We start from the raw sequence: 20,106 nt of genomic DNA, 5'->3' as shown, positions 1-20,106 counted from the left end.
CCCGCGGGGGGTCAGTGGACGGTGAACCCGGCGTACCCGTCGCGGGCCACCGCGTCGCACCGTTCCCGGTACACGTCGGCGCCGCCGAGGTACGCGAGGAACCCGCGCGGCTTTCCGGGCACGTTCGCGCCCGTGTACCAGGACTCGGCCGTCGGGTAGAGGGTGCGGCCGGCGACCTCGGCCGCGTGCGCGACCCAGGCCTGCTCCGCCTCGACGGTCGCCTCGATCTCGGTCAGCTCCCCGTCCCGCAGGGAGCGCACGCAGTCGGTGATCCACTCCACGTGCTGCTCGATGGAGACCGCCATGTTGGTGAGCACCGAGGGGCTGAGCGGTCCGGTGACCGTGAACAGGTTGGGGAACCCGGCGCAGGCGAGTCCCAGATAGGTGACCGGCCCCCGTGCCCACTTCTCGCGCAGCGTCACGCCGTCCCGACCCACGAGGTCGATCGTGGTCAGCGCCCCGGTCATCGAGTCGAACCCGGTCGCCAGGACCAGCACGTCGGCGGGGTGCTCCTCCTCGGTGGTCCGCACGCCCTTGGCCGTGATCTCCACGAGGGGAGCGGACCCCAGGTCCACCAGGCGCACGTGGGGCAGGTTGAACGTCGCGTAGTACCCGGTGTCCAGACAGGGGCGCTTGGTGCCGAAGGGGTACGTCCGGGGCGACAGCAGTTCGGCGGTGGCCGGATCGGCGACGGTGCTGCGGATCTTCCCCCGCACGAACTCGGCGGCGGTCTCGTTCGCCCTCGCGTCGGCCAACAGGTCGGTGTACGAACGCAGCACCGCACTGAGCACGCCCTCGGACCAGGCCGCCTCGTAGCGGGCGTGGCGTTCCTCGGCCGTCACCTCCAGCGCCGAGCGGGTCGGCGCGGCGAACACGGAGCCGCCCTTGGATCGCCGTTGGGCGGCCCGGAACTGCGGGTACTCGGCCTTGCGCGCGGTGACTTCCGCGTCGGTGAGCGGCCGGTTCAGCGCGGGCAGTGCGTAGACCGGGGTGCGTTGGAACACCGTCAGCTCCGCGGCTTGGCGGGCGATCAGCGGGACGCACTGCACCCCGGACGCCCCGGTGCCGATCACCGCGACCCGGCGGCCGGCGAACTCCATCCCTTCGCGGGGCCAGCGCGCGGTGTGGTGCACCGGGCCGGCGAACTCCCCGACTCCCGGCACCTCCGGCCCCTTGGGCACGGTGGAGCAGCCCGAGGCCATGATCAGGAACCGGGTGGTGAGCCGCTGCCCGGTGTCCGTCGACACCACCCACCACCGGGCCGCCCCGTCGTACACGGCACGGGTGACCCGGGTCCGCAGGGTGATGTCCGGGCGCAACGCGAACCGGTCGGCCACGTGGTGGAGGTAGCGCAGGATCTCGGGCTGACCCGCGTACCGCTCGCTCCACACCCACTCCTGGTCCAGCTCGGGGGAGAAGGAGTACGAGTACGTCATGGACTCGATGTCGCAGCGGGCCCCGGGGTAGCGGTTCCAGTACCAGGTGCCCCCGATGTCGTCACCGGCCTCGAACACCACGGTCCGCAGCCCCAGTTCACGGAGCTTGAGGAGTTGGTAGAGACCGGACATCCCGGCTCCGACGATCACGGCGTCGGTATCGGGCCGGGCGGTGGGGGGCGCGGTGGCGGTGGGCATGGCTCTCCTGGACGACGGGGATCGCCGCGGAACCGCCATTCCGCACACGGGGTCGCCGTCGATGCTGCGCCCGGAGCGGCCCCGGGCGCCACCGACCGCACGGGATCGGCGTGAATACCCCCCGGGTGTTGGCCTGATCACTGCGTTCGACGGGTCCCGGGGGCCGCTCGTCGCCTAGGCGGGCGCAGTGGGGGAGGGGCCGCGGTGGCGTCCGGCGGCCGGCGGGCTGCCGTCCGTCGGGCCGTCGGAGGCGCCCCGCATCCGTACCGCGCGCAGCAGGAGGAAGACCGGCAGGGCGAACGGTGACAGGAGGATCGCGAAGACCAGCAGCGGGCCGGTCACCCAGGGGCTGATCTTCAGACGACGGGCCTCCAGGAAGATCCACTGTCCGATCAACAGGTCCCAGGCGATGATCTGCGCCCAGACGGCTCCCGCGCCGTCGGTGAGCGCGGTCAGCTCCTGCATCCCTTCGAGGGTCGGCGAGGTGACGAGGGCCCACAGTTCGGGCAGGACCGGCACGACGAGCACCGTGTAGACGACGAGGACCGGCAGCGCCGTCAGCGGCGAGGACGCGATCCGCACCGTCACGCTCCAACGGGGAGCGAAGATCATCAGCAGCCAGACGGGGGTGGCGCACCAGAAGGCGAGGTCGAACAGCAGGTCCGTCATGCCGAGGTCTCCTCGTGGGTGCGCCCGGCACGGTCCGGGTCGCCGGGGTCGGACGGGGTGCCGGTCGCCCCGGAGCGGGCGCGGGGCGTGGCGTTGAGCGAGACGCCGACGGCGAGGGCGGCGCCCAGGGCGACGGCGGCACCGACCGCGAGGGTGGCGGTGTCGGGTTTCAGGAGCGGTTGGCCGCGCAGCGCCTGCCAGGTGATCAGGGCCAGGACCGCCGCGTACGTGCCCGAGGCGGCGAACACCAGCCGCAGCCGGACGGTTTCGTCCCGTAGCCGGGGCAGGTGCGGGGCGAGGGCCACCAGGGCGAGCAGCAGCAGCGGCAGCACCTGGAGGGCGTGCATCCCAACGAAGTGCGGGATGCGGAGGTCGCCGCCGGTGGTGGACCAACCGGTGAGGGGCATCGACGGTCCGCCGTCGGGCACGCCCACGCTGTGCGCTCCGACGACGTCGACCGGGCCGTTCTCCGCGGCGGCCCGCTGCTCCGGGGTGGGTTGGGGCATCAGGAAGCCGAGGGCGGCACCGATCACCGCGAGCAGCGATCCGAGGCGCAGGGTCCAGGCGGCGGCGCGGTCCTCGATGCGGGAGCGGAAGAGCAGGACGGCGATGGTCACCGCGCCCGTCCACAGCACGACGATGGTGACGGCCATGACGTCGTAGAGGGCGGCGTCGAAGGGTGTTTCGCGGTTGAAGTGGCTGATCTTCCCGCGGAAGACCTGGCCGATGATGATCACCATCTCGACGGTGCCGGCCACGGCGACGACGGTGCCGGCCCACCAGGCGAGCCGCCGGGCGCGGGTGGCGAGGGAGAGCGTCCAGGCCAGGGAGAGCGCGTAGACCGTCAGGGAGAGCGAGAACTTGAAGGGCTTGAACCAGATGGGGGAGCCCGTGAGGGTGCGGTCGTCGGCGAGGAGGCCGACCGCGGAGCCGACGCCGGCCACGATCATCAATGCGGCGAAGAGGAGTAGGGGGCGGTGCCAGGAGCGCCAGGAGGACATGGAGGATCCCGTTCGATGGATAGTAGCGCTATCCGCTATCTGTCGGGGACACTCTCTAGGATGGGGGGTGTGAAACGCAAGGGTGGAAGGGCGAGCGGGTCGTGCGCATCGGTGAACTGAGCAGGCGAACCGGGGTCCCGGTGCCGACCATCAAGTACTACGTACGGGAAGGACTGCTCCCCGGCGGCGAGTTGACCAGCCGCAACCAGGCCGACTACGGGGACGCCCATGAACACCGGCTCCGACTGATCCGCGCGCTGCTGGACGTCGGTGGGCTGCGCATCGCGGCCATCCGGGACGTCCTCGCGGCGGTCGACGACCCCGGCCGGTCGGTGCACAGCGTCCTGGGCGCCGCCTCCGACCTGCTGGTGCAACGACTGCCCACGGGCGACGGGCAGGCCGATGACGACGGAGTGCTCACGGCGGCCCGCCGTCAGGTGGACGAACTGATCGCCCGCCGGGGCTGGTTGGTCTACGACGACTGCCCGGGCCTCGAAGCGCTCGCCGCCGCCCTGGCGGCGCTGCAACGGGTGGGGCTCGGCGATTTCACCGCCGTGCTCGACGACTACGCCGGGGCCGCCGAACTGGTCGCCCGGGCGGACCTCGACTTCGTGGCGACCCGGGGCGTGCTCGACGAACTGGTGGAGAGCGTCATCGTCGGCACCGTCATGGGCGATGCGATGTTCGCGGCGCTGCGCAACCTGGCGCAGATCGACCGTTCCACCCGCCAGTACGGGGGCGGCACCACCTGAGCCGCGGGGCTCCCGCGCCCGGGGGCGGACCCGTCAGGCGGGGTGGTGCTGGGCGCCCGCCTGGCACCGGCCGGCGTCGAGGGCTTCCGCCTCCTCGCGGAACGCCTGCTCCTTGGCCTGCGCCCGGTAGTGGTCGCGGACCTCCCGCAGGATCTCCCGGGTGCGGTCGGTGGAGGCGGCCTGGGCCGACATGTGGTCCAGGACCTCCAGGTGGTTGGCCACCTCGATCTGCGAGTCGAGGTACAGCGCCCCGGTCAGGAACTCGCAGTACACCATGTCCTGCAACTCCGCCTGGGCGAACCGGAACAGGGAGAAGGGCCCGTACGTTCCCGGATGGGGTCCGTTGTGGAACTCGGCGATCTGGAGGGTGAGCCCGGGGGTGCGGGCGGCGGTGAGCAGCCGGTCCATCTGCTCGGCCATCACCTCGGGTCCCGCCACCGGACGGCGCAGCACCGTCTCGTCCATGATGATCCACAGGTGCGGGGCGTCCGGCTTGGCCAACAACTGCTGGCGGTCGATGCGCAGCTCGACGTGGCGCTCCACCTCTTCGGGGCGGGTGTGCCCGATGGTGCCCGCCGTCATGACCTCGCGCGCGTAGTGGTCGGTCTGGAGGATGCCGGGCACGAAGTGCGGCTCGTACGACCTGATGAGCCGTGCCTCGGCCTCCAGGCTGACGTAGAGGCTGAACCACTCGGGCAGGACGTCGTGGTACCGCTGCCACCAGCCCGGCTGATTGGCCTCCTCGACGAGGGACAGAAAGCCCTCGACCTCCTCCGCGGACGCCCCGTACATGCCCAGCAGCACGTGCACGTAGGGCACCTTCAACGCCACTTCGGCGGTCTCCATCCGCCGGACGGTGGCCGCGGTGACCCGCAGTTCGGCCGCCGCCTGTTCGCGGGTCAGCTCCTTGGCCTCCCGCAGTTCCTTGAGCCGCTTGCCGAGGACGACCTGTCCGACGGTCGGCGCGGCGCGCCTTTCACTCACGTCACGCCTCCCCACGTGCCGAACAAACGTGAGCAGTGTGTCATGTCGCGGCTACGCGGCGGGGCCAGTCCGTCGTTCACAGCGGAAGTGACGTTCCGGTGATGCGCCCGCCGCCGGGTGGGAACCGGGCGTTCGGGAAGAGAACAGACGGACTACGGCCCTGTGTGGTGGCGTAAGTCACACGACAAAGTCTGGCCGGAAGGGAACGCCCGCCGAAAGGTCACGCCCCGTCAACCGTCCAGCGACCGGAGGTAGTCGGAGGTGGCCCGGTCCGCCGGGAGGAACGTCTCGATCGCCAGCTCCGCGACCGTCACGTCCATGGGGGTGTTGAAGGTCGAGATCGACGACACGAACGAGAGCACCCGACCGTCGTGCTCGACCTGCATCGGCAGCGCGAAGTACGGATGGGTGGCCCCGTGCGCCGCCGGTACGCCCTCGTTGAGCACCGGATACGCAGCCACCTCCTCGTACAGGTCCCGCAGCGCCGGCGACCGGTCGAGCGCGATCTGACGCTCCATCTGCTCCAGCAGGTGCCCGCGCCACTCGCGGAGGTTGCGGATGCGCGGAGCCACGCCCTCCGGGTGCAGGATCAGCCGCATCGCGTTCAACGGCGGGACCAACAGGCGCTCCGGAACCCCGGCGAGCAGCATCGTGATGCCCCGGTTCGCCGCGATCACGTCGTACGTGGCGTCGACCACCAGTGCCGGATACGGCTCGTAACCGGTCAGCAGCCGATCCAGCCCCTCGCGCAGACCGTCCAGCGCCGGATCGTCCATCGATGTCTCCGGGAACCGCGGCGCATAACCCGCCGCCAGCAGCAGCGCATTGCGCTCGCGCACCGGAACGTCCAGATGGTCCGCCAGACGCAGGATCAGCTCCTCGCTCGGGCGGGAACGCCCCGTCTCCACGAAGCTGATGTGCCGCGCCGACGACCCCGCGCGCAGTGCCAGTTCCAACTGGCTCACCCGCTGCCGCTCCCGCCAGTCACGCAACAGCGGGCCCACGCCGCGCGCTGCCGGGGAGCCGGGGGAGTCGCTACGGAGGGACCGGGGCGCGGCGGGCAGGGCGGTAGTCATGCTCCGAAGGTAGACGACGGGCGCGCCCGGTGCGTGACCAGATGGGCCGCTGTGGCCCCACCTGTGACCCCTTCGGCAAGGAGGAGTCACAGCATTTGGTGGGGAAACGGGCGACGGTGGCGCGATCACGCCAGGGTGCGCGGCGGGCAGCCGTCTCCCCCGAACCCGAGGTGGCGGTGCGCCTCGCACGTCGAGCCCGGCGCCGTACAGGAAGCGGTTTTGCCGGATCAGCAACGGGAGTGGCTCCGCGACGTGCCCCGCGCGCACCCTGACCGTACGGCGGGCGCCACGGCGGGCGCACCGCCACCCGCGCACCCGACGGAAGGCGGACCCATGGCGCACGCACCCCACCGGCACGACCCCGCGAACCAGCATCAGGACGGCGGACACCACCACGCCCACACCATGGACTGGACCCAGCTCGCCCCGCACCTCGAACGGGAGGGCGAGACGGCCGCGCCCCAGTACCGCGAGATCGCCCGCTGGATCGCCGCCTCCCACCCCGCGCCGGACCGGATCCTCGACGTGGGCAGCGGCCCCGGAGTCGTCTCCTGCCTCCTCGCCGAGGAGTTCCCGGAAGCCGTGGTCAGTGCCGTCGACCCCGAAGAGTTCCTGCTCGCCCGCGCCCGGCAGCGCGCAGAGCGCGCCGGACTCACGGAGCGGGTCCACACCCACCGGGCCGAGCTCCCGGACGGCCTCGGCACCCTGGAACCCGCCGGACTGGTCTGGCTCGGCCGGTCGCTGCACCACGTGGGGGACCAGCGGGCCGCGCTCGCCGCGATCGCGCAGCGGGTCGCGCCGGGCGGCGTCGTCGCCCTGCTGGAGGGCGGGCTGCCCACGCGCGTACTGCCCCGGGACGTCGGCTTCGGACGCCCCGGCCTCTGGAGCCGCATCGACGCCGCCGAACAGGACCGCTTCTCCGCGATGCGGGCCGAACTGCCCGGCTCCACCCGGGAGACCGAGGACTGGGCCGCGCTGCTGGCCTCCACCGGGCTGAAGCCCGGTGCCAGCCGCACCTTCCTCCTCGACCGGCCCGCCCCGCTGTCCGACGGCGACCGGGAGTTCGTGATCGACACCGTCCGACGCCGTCGCGAGATGGTGACCGACGTCCTCGACGCGGACGACCTGGCCACCCTCGACCGGCTCCTCGACCCCGACGCCCCCGAGGGGCTGGCCCGACGGCCGGACGCCTTCCTGCTGTCGGCGCAGACCGTGCACACGGCCGTCGCCGCGCCCGCCTGACGCACGAAACCCGCCCCGGGGCACCTGAACCCGGGGCGGGAGTGCGGGCCGCGGCGCCGCCGGGGCGCCGGACGGCTCAGGTCACGTTGAAGTCGGCCGGGTCCGGACCCAACCGACGGTCCTCGTTCAGCGCGCTGATCGCCGCGACGTCCTCCGTGTCCAGCTCGAAGCCGTACACGTCGATGTTCTCGACGATCCGGGACGGGGTCACCGACTTCGGGATCACCACGTTCCCCAACTGGACGTGCCAGCGCAGCACCACCTGAGCGGGGGTGCGCCCGTGCTTCTGCGCGATCGCGACGATCGCCGGCACGTCGAGCAGCCCCTTGCCCTGGCCCAGCGGCGACCACGCCTCCGTGGCGATGCCCTGCTCCGCGTGGAACTCCCGGGCGGCCCGCTGCTGGAGCCTGGGGTGCAACTCGATCTGGTTGACGGCCGGGATCACCGAGGTGGCGTCGAGCAACTGCTCCAGGTGCTCGGGGAGGAAGTTCGACACGCCGATGGACGTGGCCCGCCCGTCCGCATGGATCTTCTCGAACGCCTTGTAGGTGTCGACCGCCTTGCCCAGGGCGGGGGCCGGCCAGTGGATCAGGTACAGGTCCACGTACTCCAGGCCCAGCCGTTCCAGGGAGGCGTCGAACGCGCGCAGCGTCGCGTCGTACCCCTGCTCGCTGGTCCAGAGCTTCGTGGTGACGAACAGGTCCTTGCGGGCGATGCCCGAGGAGGCGAGGGCCCGGCCCGTGCCCTCCTCGTTCCCGTAGACCGCGGCGGTGTCCACACTGCGGTACCCGGCCTCAAGGGCCGTGGCCACCGCCCGCTCGGCCTCGTCGTCCGGCACCTGCCAGACGCCGAACCCCAGCTGGGGCATCTCGACGCCGTTGTTCAGGATGATCGGGGGGACCTTGCTGCTCACGGATTCTCGATCCTTCGCGTCGTGGGTGGTCGCTGGCGCGTACAGGGGTGTCCTTCCATCGTGAACGATCACGTCCGCCGGCGCATTCCGTTCGCGGGGCCGCATTCCCGTTCCCGGGATGCTCACACCTCACGGTGTCCCCACGGTCACCACCCGCCACTCACACCCGGTACAGCGCCTCCACCTCACCGGCGTACGCCCGCTCGATCGCCGCCCGCTTCAGCCGGCCGGACGGCGTGAGCAGCCCGTGCTCCTCGGTGAACCGGTGGGCGAGTATGCGGAAGGTGCGGATGGCCTGGCCCGGTGGCACCCGGGTGTTCGCGGCGACCACCGCACGGCGCACCTCGGCCTCCAGATCGGGATCGCGCACCAACTCCGCCACCGGCGGCACCCCCTCGCCCCGCATCCCCAGCCAGTGGGCCACCGCCTCCGCGTCCAGGGTGACCAGCGCGGCCGCGTACGGGCGGTCGTTGCCCACGACGATGCACTGCGCGACCAAGGGATGGTTCCGCACCCGGTCCTCCAACGGGGACGGGGACACGCTCCCGCCGTCGGCGGTCACCAGGACCTCCTTCTTGCGGCCCGTGATCGTCAGATGGCCGTGCGCATCGAGCGTCCCGAGGTCACCGGTGGCCAGCCAGCCGTCCAGGAGCGCCGCCTCCGTCGCCTTGGCGTCGTCCAGGTACCCGTGGAAGACGTGCGGACCGTGCAACCACACCTCGCCGTCCGCCGCGATGTGCACCCGGGTGCCCGGCAGCGGCGGTCCCACCGTCCCGCAGCGCACCCGCCCCGGCGGGTTCCCCGTCGACGGGCCCGTCGTCTCGGTCAGCCCGTACCCCTCGTACACCGTGATCCCCGCGCCCGCGAAGAACAGCCCCAACGAACGCTCCATCGCCGCACCGCCCGACAGCGCGCACCGGACCCGCCCGCCCAGCGCCCGACGCAGCTCGGCGTAGACCGCCCGGTCGTACCACCGGTGCCGGACGCGCAGGGCCGCGGAGGGTCCGGGGCCGGTGCCGAACGCCCGGTCCTCCCGCGCCTCGGCGTAGGCCACCGCCGTCGCCACGGCCTTCTCGAACCGGGCGAGCCCGCCCTCCCGCTCGGCCCGCCGACGGGCCGCCCGGAAGACCCGCTCGAAGAGGGACTCCACGGTGAGCAGGAACGTCGGCCGGAACGTCGCCAGCCCGGCGAGCAGCCCCGGCCCGTCCGGCTCCGGCAGATGACCGAACCGCACCCTCCCGCGGACCGCCGCCACCTGCACCGTCCGACCGAAGACGTGCGCCAGCGGCAGGAACAGCAGGATCGACGGCGCGCCGCCCCGCCGGGGCCGGAAGGCTTCCCGCCACCCGTGGTAAATCGTGTCAGCCTCGAACATCAGATTGCCGTGCGTGAGCGCGCAGCCGCGCGGGCGCCCCGTGGTGCCGGACGTGTACACCACCGTCGCGATCGACTCCGGACGCACCAGCCCGCGGTGCCGGTCGACCAGGTCGTCCGCCAGGTGCGCCCCCGCCGCGCACAGCTCCCCCAGCGCGCCCGCGTCGAGCTGCCACAGTCGACGCAGCCGCGGCAGCCGGTCGATGACGGTGGCCACGGTCATCGCGTGGTCCTCGTGCTCGACCACCGCGGCCACCACCCCGGCCTCCTGGAACATCCACAGGACCTGCTCCGCCGACGACGTCGGGTGGACCGGGACGACCTCGGCCCCGACGGTCCACAGCGCGAAGTCGCACAGCGTCCACTCGTAGCGGGTCCGGGACATGATCGCGACCCGGTCCCCGGCGCGGACGCCCTCCGCCAACAGGCCCTTGGCGAGCGCCATGACCTCATCACGGAACTCCGCGGCGGTGACGTCGCGCCAGACGCCCGGCTCCTCCTGCCGGGCGAGCACCACGTGCCGGGGATCGGCGCGGGCGCACGCGAAGACGGAGTCGGCGAGACCGCCCACGAGCGGCGGCGACACCTCGGGCAACGGCGGGCTGGCGAACTCGCGCAACTGGGCTCCTTGTGGCGGCTCTCCCACGGCGCCGCGACCGTACCCCACCCGAACGCCCTGCGGGAGGGGGCGTCGCACCCCCCTTCCGGCGGGGGTCCCGGGCGGCGCCGACCGTCCGTGCGGGCGAGCCCGGCGCCCTCACCCGCACCCACATCGTGGCCCTCCACCGGGCCCCGACGGCGGGACCTGCACCGGATCGCCACCGCTTCCGCCCGATCGTCACGCCGCCCCCACGACCACCACCGGTGCGGGATCCGTACCGGGCGTGCGGTCCGTGCCCGCCGCGGTGCACCCGTCCGCGGTGTCACTCCCCGGCCGACAGCCGCACCCGCAGGAACCGCGGCCGGTACAGCGCCACGTTCCGGTTGACCTCCGCGTGCGCCGCGCCCGCCGCGGCGTCCAGCCAGTTCACGTCGTAGCTGACCAGCAGACCGCCCCCGCCGCCCAGCGAGGGATGGGCCCGCGGGTTGTACGCGGCGAGCCCCCGCCCGCCGCCCGCGTCCTCGGGCAGCGGCGGGGTGAAGCCCCGCACGGGACCGTGCCAGGGGCCGGTCGGCGAGCACGCCCAGTACCCCGCCACCGAGGTCAGCCCCTCCGCGCCGGACGCCATGGTGAGCAGGGCGTACGCGTCCCCGTCCCGGACCACGGTGAACGCACTGCCCACCCCTTGCCTCCGCCCGTCCCCCAACACCGGACGCGGCGCCGCCCGCGCACTCCAGCGACGGCCGTCCCAGTACCGCCACGCTTCGGGCTCCGCGAGCCTCCCCACCGGGACCCGGGCCACGTACGCGTACGCGCGTCCCCCGAGCGCCGAGCGGCCGTCGTCCCCGCCGAACACGTACGTCCACCCCCCGTCCGTGACGGTCGCCGTACCGAACAGCACCCGCCCGGCGGGGTCCGGGACCGACGTCTGGTCCAGCACCGTCACGACCTCCTCCACCCTGAGGTCCGGCAACGACAGCGTGGCGACCTCCGTCGCGGCGGGCACTCCGTAGATCCACGGCGACCGCCCCGGGTCCCGCGTCCACAACAGCACCCGCAGCACCCGCTCCGCGGAGCCGACGGCCCGCGGCTCCACCTGCGCGGCCACCGGCCAACGCCAGCGGCCCGGCAACGGGTCGGGGAACAACGGGGCGGGCAACGTCCGCTCCAGCGTTCCCGACGCCGACATCAGCACCCCGCTGTTGCGGACCGCGGGCGCGCTCATCTCCCGCCACGCGTGCGGTTGGCCCACCGGGTTCGGCGGCGGTCGCACCTCCCCGAGGAACGTGTCCGAGAACAGCCACAACACCCGTCCGTCCGGCAGCCGCACCGCATGGGTGCCGTCCCCGCCCGTCCAGTCGTCCGCGCGCGCGGTGTCGTCGCCGTACCGGGCGAACTCCCCGGTCACCGCGGGGTCCGGGCGCCAGGACGCCACGGTGCGCGGGGAACAGGACGCGCCGTCCCGCGCGCCGCGCCCGTCCCGCAGCGCCCACACCGTGCCGGCGACCAGCACCACGAGCGCCACCGACGCGCCCGCGACGGCACGGGCCGGGCGACGGGGCCGAGCCGCACGCACCTGCGGCTCCCCGGGGGCGAAGGACACGGGGGCGACGCTAGTCGCCGCGGACCACCCGGGTCCACGGTGCGACCGGCCCCGCCCCGGGCGGTCAGGGCGCCGGATCGCCCAGCACCACCCGACGGTCGTGCGCGTACACGTTCATCGACGACCCCCGCAGGAAGCCGATCAGGGTGAGCCCCGCCTCGTCCGCGAGGTCCACCGCCAGGGACGAGGGCGCGGAGACCGCCGCGAGCACCGGGACCCCCGCCATCACCGCCTTCTGCGCCAACTCGAAGGAGGCGCGACCCGAAACGAGGAGCACGCTGCGGGACAGCGGCAGCCCGCCCGCCCGCAGCGCCCGGCCGATCACCTTGTCGACGGCGTTGTGGCGCCCCACGTCCTCACGCACGTCCAGCAGTTCCCCGTCCTCGTCGAACAGGGCCGCCGCATGCAGCCCGCCGGTACGGTCGAACACCTGCTGCGCCGCCCGCAGCCGCTCCGGCAACTCCGCGATCAGCGCGGGGGACAGCCGCAGCGGCGGGTCGTCGGCGATGGCCCAGCGCGCGTGGGTGCGCACCGCGTCGAGGCTGGCCTTGCCGCACAGCCCGCACGACGAGGTCGTGTACACGTTCCGTTCCAGGGTGATGTCCGGAACCGGCACGCCGGGGGCGAGCCGCACGTCCACCACGTTGTACGCGTTCGAGCCGTCCGCGGCGGCGCCCGCGCAGTAGGCGATCGTGCGCAGGTCCGCCGATGAGCCCAGCACCCCCTCGCTCACCAGGAACCCCGCTGCCAGCGCGAAGTCGTCGCCGGGCGTCCGCATGGTGATCGCCAGCGGCTTGCCGTTCAGCCGGATCTCCAGCGGCTCCTCGGCGACCAGGGTGTCCGGCCGGCGGTCCACCCGTCCGTCCCGCACGCGGACGACCCGTCGACGCTCGGTGACCCGTCCCATGTGTGACCGTCCTGGTTCTCTGCGTAGCGACCGTGGCCCGTGAGCCGCGGCCGGGGCCGTTCCCGCCCCGTGCCGTTCCGTCATTCTTCCGCACGACGGGCGACCGCCGGCCTGGGGTCATGATCGGAGCCAACAAGACGTGCGGCCGATTCCTGTCGCTTTACTCGTCCGCATAATGGCGGGTCGCTCCCCAGACTGGAACTTCCGTGATCTCACCGGAACCCGAGGGGGACTCTTGCAGGGCACGCGCATCGCGGCGCTGGGTCACTACCAGCCGGCCGGCGTCCTCACCAACGAGGACCTTGCGGGCATGGTGGAGACCAGCGACGACTGGATCACCTCCCGCGTCGGCATCCGCACCCGGCACATCGCCGGACCCGAGGAGCCCGTGGACGAGCTGGCCGCGCACGCCGGGGCCAAGGCCCTCGCCGCGGCCGGTCTCACCCCCGCGGACGTCGACCTGGTGGTGGTCGCCACCTCCACCGCGATCGACCGCTCCCCGAACACGGCCGCCCGGGTCGCCGCCCGCCTCGGCATGCCCGGCCCCGCGGTCCTCGACCTCAACGTGGTCTGTGCCGGCTTCACCCACGCCCTCGCCACCGCCGACCACACGGTGCGGGCCGGGGCCGCCAATCGCGCCCTGGTCATCGGCGCCGACAAGATGACCCAGATCGCGGACTGGACCGACCGCACCACCTGCGTCCTCGTCGGTGACGGCGCCGGTGCGGCGGTCGTGGAACGTTGCGCGCCCGGCCAGGAGCCAGGGATCGGTCCGGTGCTGTGGGGTTCGGTGCCGGAGATGGGCAACGCGGTGCGGATCGAGGGCACCCCCCCGGTCTTCGCCCAGGAGGGCCAGAGCGTCTACCGGTGGGCCACCACCCGCCTTCCGCCGCTGGCCCGGCAGGCGTGCGAACGCGCCGGCATCGCCCCCGCCGACCTCGCGGCGGTCGTCCTGCACCAGGCGAACCTGCGGATCATCGAGCCGCTCGCCGAGCGGATCGGCGCGGTGAACGCCGTGGTCGCCCGCGATGTCGTCGACTCGGGCAACACCTCGGCGGCCAGCATCCCGCTCGCCTTCTCCAAGCTCGTCGAGCGCGGGGAGATCACCTCGGGGGCGCCCGTCCTGCTCTTCGGCTTCGGCGGGAACCTCTCGTACGCGGGACAGGTCGTCCACTGCCCCTGACCTCGTCGGTCCGGGGGTGCGCAGATGCGTTCCGGGGGGTCGGAACCGGTCGCCGGTGACGAGCGGTCACGTGGTGTGACGGTCTGGGCGCTGACCGTCTCCCACCCCTCGGGCCTGCGGATACGTGGGTGAAACCCACTCCGAAACCTTGGTATTGTTGTCCATGTCGCCGCGGGGAACACCCCGCGAACACCACACCGGTCCGGGTGGCGGAATGGCAGACGCGCTAGCTTGAGGTGCTAGTGCCCTTTATCGGGCGTGGGGGTTCAAGTCCCCCCTCGGACACCAGTAGGAACCCCAGTTGATCTGGGGTTCTTCTGTTTCTCCGGCAGCGACGTGACCAGCCGCCCCGAGCGGCACGTCGCCGCCCCCTCGGTGACCCAGTGGCCGTCGTCGCCCCCTCGTCCCTCCCGCATCGCACTCCAGCATCAGTGACCCTGCGGACCCGTGCGCCCCGCCCGCCACCTCATCGCGCATCTGACGGCACGTGGCCCCGCCGGGCTGCATGACGGGCTCGGTCCAGTGATGCCGGCATCACCTCCGTGATGACGGATTGCGGTCACATTCCGACAGCGAATCATCAAGAATGACGATCATTCGATTTTGCGTCGACAGATTCTGTCGACGCATTGTGTGGTGCCTGCTCCGTCCGTCAAGGTCTGCGTGCCGATTCCTTACGTCAGGAGTGATTCCGCAATGGCAGAGATCAAGCGTCCCGCACTGATCGAGGTGCAGCGAGGAAGGGCCATGGTGTCGACCACGTTCACCTCGGCCCAACTGCACGCTGCGACGGACGTCGACGCCTACGACCCGGAGCGGGGAAATGACCCCGAGAACGGCTATCAGCGCCGGGGATCGGCTACGCGCATGGCGCAAGCCGCCTCCTTCTACGGCGAAGGCGAAGAGAAGCGCCAAGGCCGGGTCTTTGAAGACCGGCACGGTTTGATGCCCAACCCGATCATCGCCAACATCAGGCCGGCTGGCGACGGAAGTCCCACGAACGGCTGGGGGATCGGCCTGCCGGCCGGTGTGAACATCGAGATCTCCTCCGACGAAGACCGGCAACGCGTGCACGCCGCGATTCACGGGGGTGGCAGCGCCACGGCGGCCGGGACGATCACCCTTGACGAGGAGATCACCACGTGGATCGTTGACGGGCAGCACCGCAGCGGCGCCATTCGCATGCTCAGTGAGCGGAGCAGGCTTGCCGATGACTTCCCGGTGCCGGTCAAACTCATGCTGGGGTTCGACCGCAACGAGGAAATCAAACAGTTCTACTACATCAACCGTGAGGCCAAGAGCGTCCCCACCGATCTGACGGCCGACCTGCTCCAGCGGATGGCCCGCCAGGACAGTCATGAGGCCGAATACCTCAGTGAGCGCAAGGGCAAGGGCAGCCTTCTCGTGGGTGCTGCCATCTACGACGCGATGGTGAGCAAGGGCAGCCCCTGGCTCAAGCGCATCCGCAAGCCGAACGAGAAGATTTCCAAGGACACCTCGATCGCCGTTTCGCAGTTCATCGGCAGCCTGAAGCCGCTCCAGACCGCGCAGATGCCGCGCGAACTCAGTCCGCAGGAGTGGGCGCTGATCATCGACGCGTTCTGGGAAGCCGTCGCCCGGATGCTGCCGACCCCGTTCGACCCGACCGAGCAGCCCGGGGACTGGGTCCTGCTCAAGACCACGGGCGTGACCACGATGCACCGTGTGCTCGCCGACTGCCTGCCGATCGTCATCCAACGTGGCGCCCGACTCTCGGACACCGACCAGTACGAACAGTTGCTTGCCGATCTGCCCACCCTCGCCGGGATCGTCATCGACCCGGACACCGGTCAGGAGCAGCAGGTCGACGGCGCCGAGTTCTGGCGGTCGGCGTCAAGCGCCTCGCAGTACACCGGCCGCTACGGCACCGATCGCCTCGTCGGCATGATCCGCGGCCTCATCGCGAAGACGAACAGCGCCATCACCGTCTGAGCGGACGAGCGCGACCCCCGGTGCGAACACCGTGCGCAGCTTGCGCACGGTGTTCCTTCATGCGTATGGTGTGCGCATCGAGGAACACCGTACGCATCGAGTGGGGGCAGACATGTCGAACAACGTGAGCTGGGACGAGCAGGGCAACTGGGCCGCCGAGGGCCCGTGGGGGACCCGGGACTCGGCGGGCCGGAAGCTGGACCTCGCCCACTGGCAGTCCCGGCTCGACGAACTGCGCGCCAAGCACCACGTGCCGGCCGCGTCGCTGGCGGTCCTGGTCGACGGCGCCGTCCACGAACTGGCCAGCGGCGTGCTCCACCGTGGAACCGGGGTGGAGGCGACGACCGACTCGGTCTTCCAGATGGGCTCGATCGCCAAGATCTACACCGCCACCCTGATCATGCAGCTCGTCGACGCGGGCCGACTGGACCTGGACGCACCGGTCGTGGACGTACTGCCGGAGTTCTCGGTCGCCGATCCCGAGGTGACCAGGATGATCACCACGCGCCAACTGCTGAGCCACACCAGCGGCCTCACCTGCGACTTCACCCATGACAGCGGGCGCGGCGACGACTGCCTCGCCCGGTACGTCGAGGCCGCGAAGGGCGTGGCGCTCGACTGCCCGCCCGGTGAGGCGCTCTCGTACAGCAGCGTCGGGTACAACGTGCTCGGCCGCATCGTCGAGGTGCTCACCGGCAAGGTCTGGGACGAGGCGCTCAAAGACCTGCTCCTCACCCCGCTCGGACTCGACCGCACCGTGACGCTGCCCGAGGAGGCACTGCGGTTCCGCGCGGCGATGAGCCACCTGGGCGAGCCGGGCCGGGACCCGGAGCCGGCGCCGTCCTGGGACCTGATGCCGCGCTCGGCCGGCCCCTACGGTCGGGTCATCGCCACCGCCGGGGACCTCGCGCGGCTCGCGCGGATGCACCTCGCGGGCGGGACGGCGGAAGACGGTGGCCAGGTGCTCTCCGAGGAGGCCACCGCGCTGATGCAGCGTCGGGTCGTGGACTCCCCGGACCGGTGGTCGGTCAGCGCCGACGGCTGGGGCCTGGGCTGGACCCTCTACGACTGGGACGGCGTCCAGGGCTACGGCCACGACGGCGCCTCCATCGGACAGTACGGCTACCTGCGCGTCGTTCCGTCCGCGGGCGTCGCGGTCGTGCTGCTCACCAACGGCGGCGGGGCGCGCGAACTGTACGGTGCGCTGTACCGGGAACTCCTCGCCGAACTGGCCGGGGTGACGATGCCGGACGCCTTCGCCCCGCCGGCCACGCCCCCCGTGGTCGACTTCGCGCCGCTCGTGGGCACGTACCGGCGCGAGGGCGTGGTCATCACCGTCACCGAGCGGGACGGCGCGGGGCACCTGGTGTACGAGTTCGTCGACGGCATGAAGGACTTCTCCGAACCCCTGGAGATCGACCTGGTGCCGGTGACGGAGACGGTCTTCGCCGGCACCGGGGTCGGCGCGGCGTTCAGCGAGGGCTACATGCCCGTCACCTTCTCCACGCTGCTGGACGGCACCGGGTGCGTGTACATCGGGATGCGCTGCGGCCCCAAGGTCGCGTAGACCGGCCGCGCCCGCCCGCCCGAGCCGGCGCGGCGCCCCGACTCCGGTCAGGGGGCCGGCGCCGGGCCGGTCCCCGAACCGGTACAGCCACCACACGTCCCGACCGAACGACCAGGTCAGCGCCGCCAGCGCCGTCAGGACCAGACCCGCCCGCACGAGGTGGGGCAGGAACGGCACGGTGGCCAGCAGCAGGGCGATCCCCTGGAACGCGGCCACCGCCTTGCGGCCCGTGCGCGGCGGCAGGGGAGCGCCCAGCCAGCACAGCCCGCGGGCGGCGACCACGAACGCGTAGCGCATCGCGCCGATCAGCAGCACCCAGGGGCCGAACCGCACCGCGGCGTCCACGCTGAGCACCAGGATCAGGGCCGCGTCCACCTCCATGTCGAACCGGGCGCCCCACGGCGTCGCGGTACCCGTGCGTCGGGCCACCCGGCCGTCCACCGCGTCGAGGACCAGGGCCACCGCCGTCAGCGCGATCAGCGGGAGCACCGGACGGGAGTCCCCGAACGCCTCGGCGACCAGGGCGCTCACCCCGCCGACCAGGAGCGTCCGTGCCAGGGTGACCCGGTCCGCCGGGCCGAACCGGTGCGCGCCGGCCCGGTCCAGCGCACGGGTCAACACGACCCAGGTGCCGGCCCCGAAGACGAGCCCCGCCAGCCACCCCGCCGCGCCCAACCCGACCGTCGCGGCGAGCAGGGCCAACAGCAGCACCTGGGCGGCCGCACCGATCGCCGCCTCGTGTCGCGGCGTCGGGAACCCCCGTCGCCCGCGAGCCTGGTTCAGGTCCATCACGCACCTTCCTCCCCGGTGACAGGGCTGATCCCCGCCGCGTACCGTGTCGCGGTCTCTGCCTCAGTACGCGGGGCGCCGGGGGAACGTTCACCCCCGCGGCGGTGCTCCTGCACCCGCCCGGCCCCGTTCCGTGACCGACGACAGGAGCGCCCGTGACACCGCGCACCCCGCCCCGTACCGCCCGCGCCTACTGGCTGACCGCCCCCGGGCAGGGCGAGATCCGCAGGGTGCCGCTGCCCGAACCGGGGGAGGGGGACGTCGTCGTCCGGACCCTGTACTCGGGGGTGAGCCGGGGGACCGAGACACTGGTGTTCCGCGGCGGTGTCCCGGCCAGCCAGCACACCGCGATGCGGGCCCCGTTCCAGGACGGCGACTTCCCGGCGCCGGTCAAGTACGGGTACCTCAACGTGGGACGGGTGGAGGCGGGACCGGCCGGACTCCTCGGCCGCACGGTGTTCTGTCTGTACCCGCACCAGACCCGGTACGTCGTGCCCGCCCGCGCCGTCACGCCCGTGCCCGACTCCGTGCCCGCCGCCCGGGCCGTGCTCGCCGGGACCGTCGAGACCGCGGTCAACGCCCTGTGGGACGCGGCCCCCCTCGTCGGGGACCGGATCGCCGTCGTGGGCGGCGGAATGGTGGGCGCCTCGGTCGCCGCGCTGCTGGCCCGCTTCCCCGGCGTACGCATCCAACTGGTGGACGCCGACCCGGGCCGGGCCGCCCTCGCCGAGGCGCTCGGCGTCGCCTTCGCCGTGCCCGGGGACGCCCTGGACGACTGTGACCTCGTCGTGCACGCCAGTGCCACCGAGGAGGGGCTCACCCGCTCCCTGGAACTCCTCGGCCCCGAGGGCACCGTGCTCGAACTCAGCTGGTACGGGGACCGGAAGGTGTCCCTGCCGCTCGGCGAGGCGTTCCACTCGGGCCGACTGGTGGTGCGCGGCAGCCAGGTCGGGGCCGTGGCCCCCGCCCGCCGCTCCCGACGCACCTTCGGGGACCGGCTCGCCCTCGCCCTCGACCTGTTGGCCGATCCCGCCCTCGACGCGCTCGTCTCCGGCGAGTCGACCTTCGACGACCTCCCGCGGGACATGGCACGGATCGCGTCCGGGGAACTGCCCGGCCTGTGCCACCGGGTCGTGTACGGGGACGACGGGTGACGGAAGGGAGGGGGACGAAGGGAGGCGGGGCAAGCGGTGAGGTGGTGAGGTGGTGAGGTGGTGAAAAGTCACGCTGCCTGAACGAATCGCGCGAGGAATCCGTAGAAGGGGGCGAGCCCCGGCACCGGACCGGTACGCCGTACCTGGAGGGTCCTTGTTCAGCATCACCGTCCGCGACCACCTGATGGTCGCCCACAGCTTCCGCGGCGAGGTCTTCGGGCCCGCGCAGCGACTCCACGGCGCCACGTTCCTCGTGGACGCGACCTTTCGCCGGACCGCCCTGGACGCCGACGGCATCGTGGTCGACATCGGCCTGGCCACCCGCGAACTAGGAGCAGTCGTGGCGGAGTTGACGTACAGAAACCTGGACGAGGAGCCGGCGTTCGCCGGGGTCAACACCTCGACCGAGTTCCTGGCCCGGGTGATCGCGGACCGGCTGGCCGAACGGGTGGGCTCCGGCGCCCTGGGCGAGGGCGCCCGGGAACTGTGCGGCATCTCCGTCACCCTCCACGAGTCCCACGTCGCCTGGGCCAGCTACGAGCGTGAACTGTGACCCCGGCTCCCGCGCCGACCCCGGCCCACAGCTCCGCCCCGCACCCGCACGGCCCGCACGGCCCGCCCCCCGTGGTGCCGATCGAGGTCCGCGGCCCCGCGACGCCCGCCGCGCTCAGGCCGACCGAAGCCCG

General features: G+C 72.5%; 16 protein-coding genes, 1 tRNA gene and 1 pseudogene. 8 read left to right on the top strand and 10 right to left on the bottom strand.

Translation table 11 applies throughout. The features are described 5' to 3' along the window. Positions 1-11: 11 nt before the first annotated feature. The 3 genes from ACFYOU_RS20475 to ACFYOU_RS20465 form a co-directional block, all read right to left on the bottom strand. Positions 12-1,634, bottom strand: coding sequence for an NAD(P)-binding domain-containing protein (locus tag ACFYOU_RS20475; protein ID WP_391307323.1), 1,623 nt, complete (start codon positions 1,632-1,634; stop codon positions 12-14). A 174-nt stretch (positions 1,635-1,808) separates the two neighbouring features. Continuing rightward, positions 1,809-2,303 carry an abscisic acid-deficient protein Aba4 family protein gene (locus ACFYOU_RS20470; protein ID WP_391307321.1) on the bottom strand — a complete coding sequence of 165 codons (495 nt, stop codon included), beginning with the start codon at positions 2,301-2,303 and terminating at the stop codon, positions 1,809-1,811. Further along, positions 2,300-3,304 carry a hypothetical protein gene (locus ACFYOU_RS20465; RefSeq protein WP_391307319.1) on the bottom strand — a complete coding sequence of 335 codons (1,005 nt, stop codon included), beginning with the start codon at positions 3,302-3,304 and terminating at the stop codon, positions 2,300-2,302. The genes ACFYOU_RS20470 and ACFYOU_RS20465 overlap by 4 nt, the downstream gene beginning before the upstream one ends. Before the next feature lie 101 nt (positions 3,305-3,405). Here ACFYOU_RS20465 and ACFYOU_RS20460 point away from each other — a divergent pair, with 101 nt between their 5' ends. After that, on the top strand, positions 3,406-4,056 hold the full coding sequence (locus ACFYOU_RS20460) for a MerR family transcriptional regulator (protein WP_385491115.1): 651 nt from the start codon (positions 3,406-3,408) through the stop codon (positions 4,054-4,056). Positions 4,057-4,089: 33 nt separating this feature from the next. On the opposite strand, the gene ACFYOU_RS20455 is transcribed toward ACFYOU_RS20460, so the two are convergent. Beyond that, on the bottom strand, positions 4,090-5,040 hold the full coding sequence (locus ACFYOU_RS20455; protein ID WP_391307318.1) for a Scr1 family TA system antitoxin-like transcriptional regulator: 951 nt from the start codon (positions 5,038-5,040) through the stop codon (positions 4,090-4,092). 230 nt (positions 5,041-5,270) lie between these two features. After that, positions 5,271-6,116, bottom strand: a complete 846-nt coding sequence (locus ACFYOU_RS20450) for a helix-turn-helix domain-containing protein (RefSeq protein ID WP_391307317.1) — start codon at positions 6,114-6,116, stop codon at positions 5,271-5,273. Positions 6,117-6,449: 333 nt separating this feature from the next. Between ACFYOU_RS20450 and ACFYOU_RS20445 the strand changes: the two genes are divergently transcribed. Next, the gene (locus ACFYOU_RS20445) at positions 6,450-7,358 is read left to right on the top strand and encodes a methyltransferase domain-containing protein (RefSeq protein ID WP_391307316.1); all 909 of its coding nucleotides are present in this window, start codon (positions 6,450-6,452) and stop codon (positions 7,356-7,358) included. A 76-nt stretch (positions 7,359-7,434) separates the two neighbouring features. On the opposite strand, the gene ACFYOU_RS20440 is transcribed toward ACFYOU_RS20445, so the two are convergent. The 4 genes from ACFYOU_RS20440 to fdhD form a co-directional block, all read right to left on the bottom strand. After that, positions 7,435-8,271 (bottom strand): aldo/keto reductase, encoded by an 837-nt coding sequence (locus ACFYOU_RS20440; protein WP_389763251.1) that lies wholly within the window; start codon positions 8,269-8,271, stop codon positions 7,435-7,437. Between the two features lie 160 nt (positions 8,272-8,431). Beyond that, the gene (locus tag ACFYOU_RS20435; protein ID WP_391307315.1) at positions 8,432-10,264 is read right to left on the bottom strand and encodes an AMP-binding protein; all 1,833 of its coding nucleotides are present in this window, start codon (positions 10,262-10,264) and stop codon (positions 8,432-8,434) included. 304 nt (positions 10,265-10,568) lie between these two features. Further along, the gene (locus tag ACFYOU_RS20430; RefSeq protein WP_391307314.1) at positions 10,569-11,849 is read right to left on the bottom strand and encodes a hypothetical protein; all 1,281 of its coding nucleotides are present in this window, start codon (positions 11,847-11,849) and stop codon (positions 10,569-10,571) included. Between the two features lie 64 nt (positions 11,850-11,913). Further along, entirely contained in the window at positions 11,914-12,756 is an 843-nt protein-coding gene (gene fdhD, locus ACFYOU_RS20425) for a formate dehydrogenase accessory sulfurtransferase FdhD (RefSeq protein WP_391307313.1), read from the bottom strand. A gap of 235 nt (positions 12,757-12,991) precedes the next feature. Between fdhD and ACFYOU_RS20420 the strand changes: the two genes are divergently transcribed. The 4 genes from ACFYOU_RS20420 to ACFYOU_RS20405 all read left to right on the top strand — a co-directional run bounded on the left by ACFYOU_RS20420 (position 12,992) and on the right by ACFYOU_RS20405 (position 17,477). Beyond that, positions 12,992-13,939, top strand: coding sequence for a beta-ketoacyl-ACP synthase III (locus tag ACFYOU_RS20420; RefSeq protein ID WP_389763245.1), 948 nt, complete (start codon positions 12,992-12,994; stop codon positions 13,937-13,939). Positions 13,940-14,139: 200 nt separating this feature from the next. After that, positions 14,140-14,227: transfer RNA gene (locus ACFYOU_RS20415), tRNA-Leu, on the top strand. 408 nt (positions 14,228-14,635) lie between these two features. Next, complete coding sequence (locus ACFYOU_RS20410; protein ID WP_391307311.1) at positions 14,636-15,910, top strand: DGQHR domain-containing protein; 1,275 nt, start codon at positions 14,636-14,638, stop codon at positions 15,908-15,910. A gap of 112 nt (positions 15,911-16,022) precedes the next feature. Beyond that, on the top strand, positions 16,023-17,477 hold the full coding sequence (locus ACFYOU_RS20405) for a serine hydrolase domain-containing protein (RefSeq protein WP_389763242.1): 1,455 nt from the start codon (positions 16,023-16,025) through the stop codon (positions 17,475-17,477). A gap of 78 nt (positions 17,478-17,555) precedes the next feature. Here the strand turns inward: ACFYOU_RS20405 and ACFYOU_RS20400 are convergent. Then, a pseudogene (locus ACFYOU_RS20400) lies at positions 17,556-18,266 on the bottom strand (CDP-alcohol phosphatidyltransferase family protein); the annotation flags it as partial. Positions 18,267-18,421: 155 nt separating this feature from the next. On the opposite strand from ACFYOU_RS20400, the gene ACFYOU_RS20395 reads away from it, so the two are divergent. Together ACFYOU_RS20395 and ACFYOU_RS20390 are read left to right on the top strand one after the other, a co-directional pair. Further along, complete coding sequence (locus ACFYOU_RS20395) at positions 18,422-19,420, top strand: zinc-binding alcohol dehydrogenase (RefSeq protein ID WP_391307310.1); 999 nt, start codon at positions 18,422-18,424, stop codon at positions 19,418-19,420. Between the two features lie 154 nt (positions 19,421-19,574). After that, positions 19,575-19,973, top strand: a complete 399-nt coding sequence (locus tag ACFYOU_RS20390) for a 6-carboxytetrahydropterin synthase (RefSeq protein ID WP_391307308.1) — start codon at positions 19,575-19,577, stop codon at positions 19,971-19,973. Positions 19,974-20,106 lie beyond the last annotated feature (133 nt).

Origin of the sequence: Streptomyces sp. NPDC005955 (genome assembly GCF_042871255.1) — a bacterium.
Lineage (GTDB): Bacteria > Actinomycetota > Actinomycetes > Streptomycetales > Streptomycetaceae > Streptomyces.
Note: the sequence above shows the minus strand (reverse complement) of the source record. Positions and strands in the feature narration are given on the sequence as shown.

Coding starts and splice junctions, on each gene's coding strand:
- ACFYOU_RS20475 (WP_391307323.1), bottom strand. CDS start 1,634: ATGCCCACCGCCACCGCGCCCCCCACCGCCCGGCCCGATACCGACGCC.
- ACFYOU_RS20470 (WP_391307321.1), bottom strand. CDS start 2,303: ATGACGGACCTGCTGTTCGACCTCGCCTTCTGGTGCGCCACCCCCGTC.
- ACFYOU_RS20465 (WP_391307319.1), bottom strand. CDS start 3,304: ATGTCCTCCTGGCGCTCCTGGCACCGCCCCCTACTCCTCTTCGCCGCA.
- ACFYOU_RS20450 (WP_391307317.1), bottom strand. CDS start 6,116: ATGACTACCGCCCTGCCCGCCGCGCCCCGGTCCCTCCGTAGCGACTCC.
- ACFYOU_RS20445 (WP_391307316.1), top strand. CDS start 6,450: ATGGCGCACGCACCCCACCGGCACGACCCCGCGAACCAGCATCAGGAC.
- fdhD (WP_391307313.1), bottom strand. CDS start 12,756: ATGGGACGGGTCACCGAGCGTCGACGGGTCGTCCGCGTGCGGGACGGA.
- ACFYOU_RS20410 (WP_391307311.1), top strand. CDS start 14,636: ATGGCAGAGATCAAGCGTCCCGCACTGATCGAGGTGCAGCGAGGAAGG.
- ACFYOU_RS20405 (WP_389763242.1), top strand. CDS start 16,023: ATGTCGAACAACGTGAGCTGGGACGAGCAGGGCAACTGGGCCGCCGAG.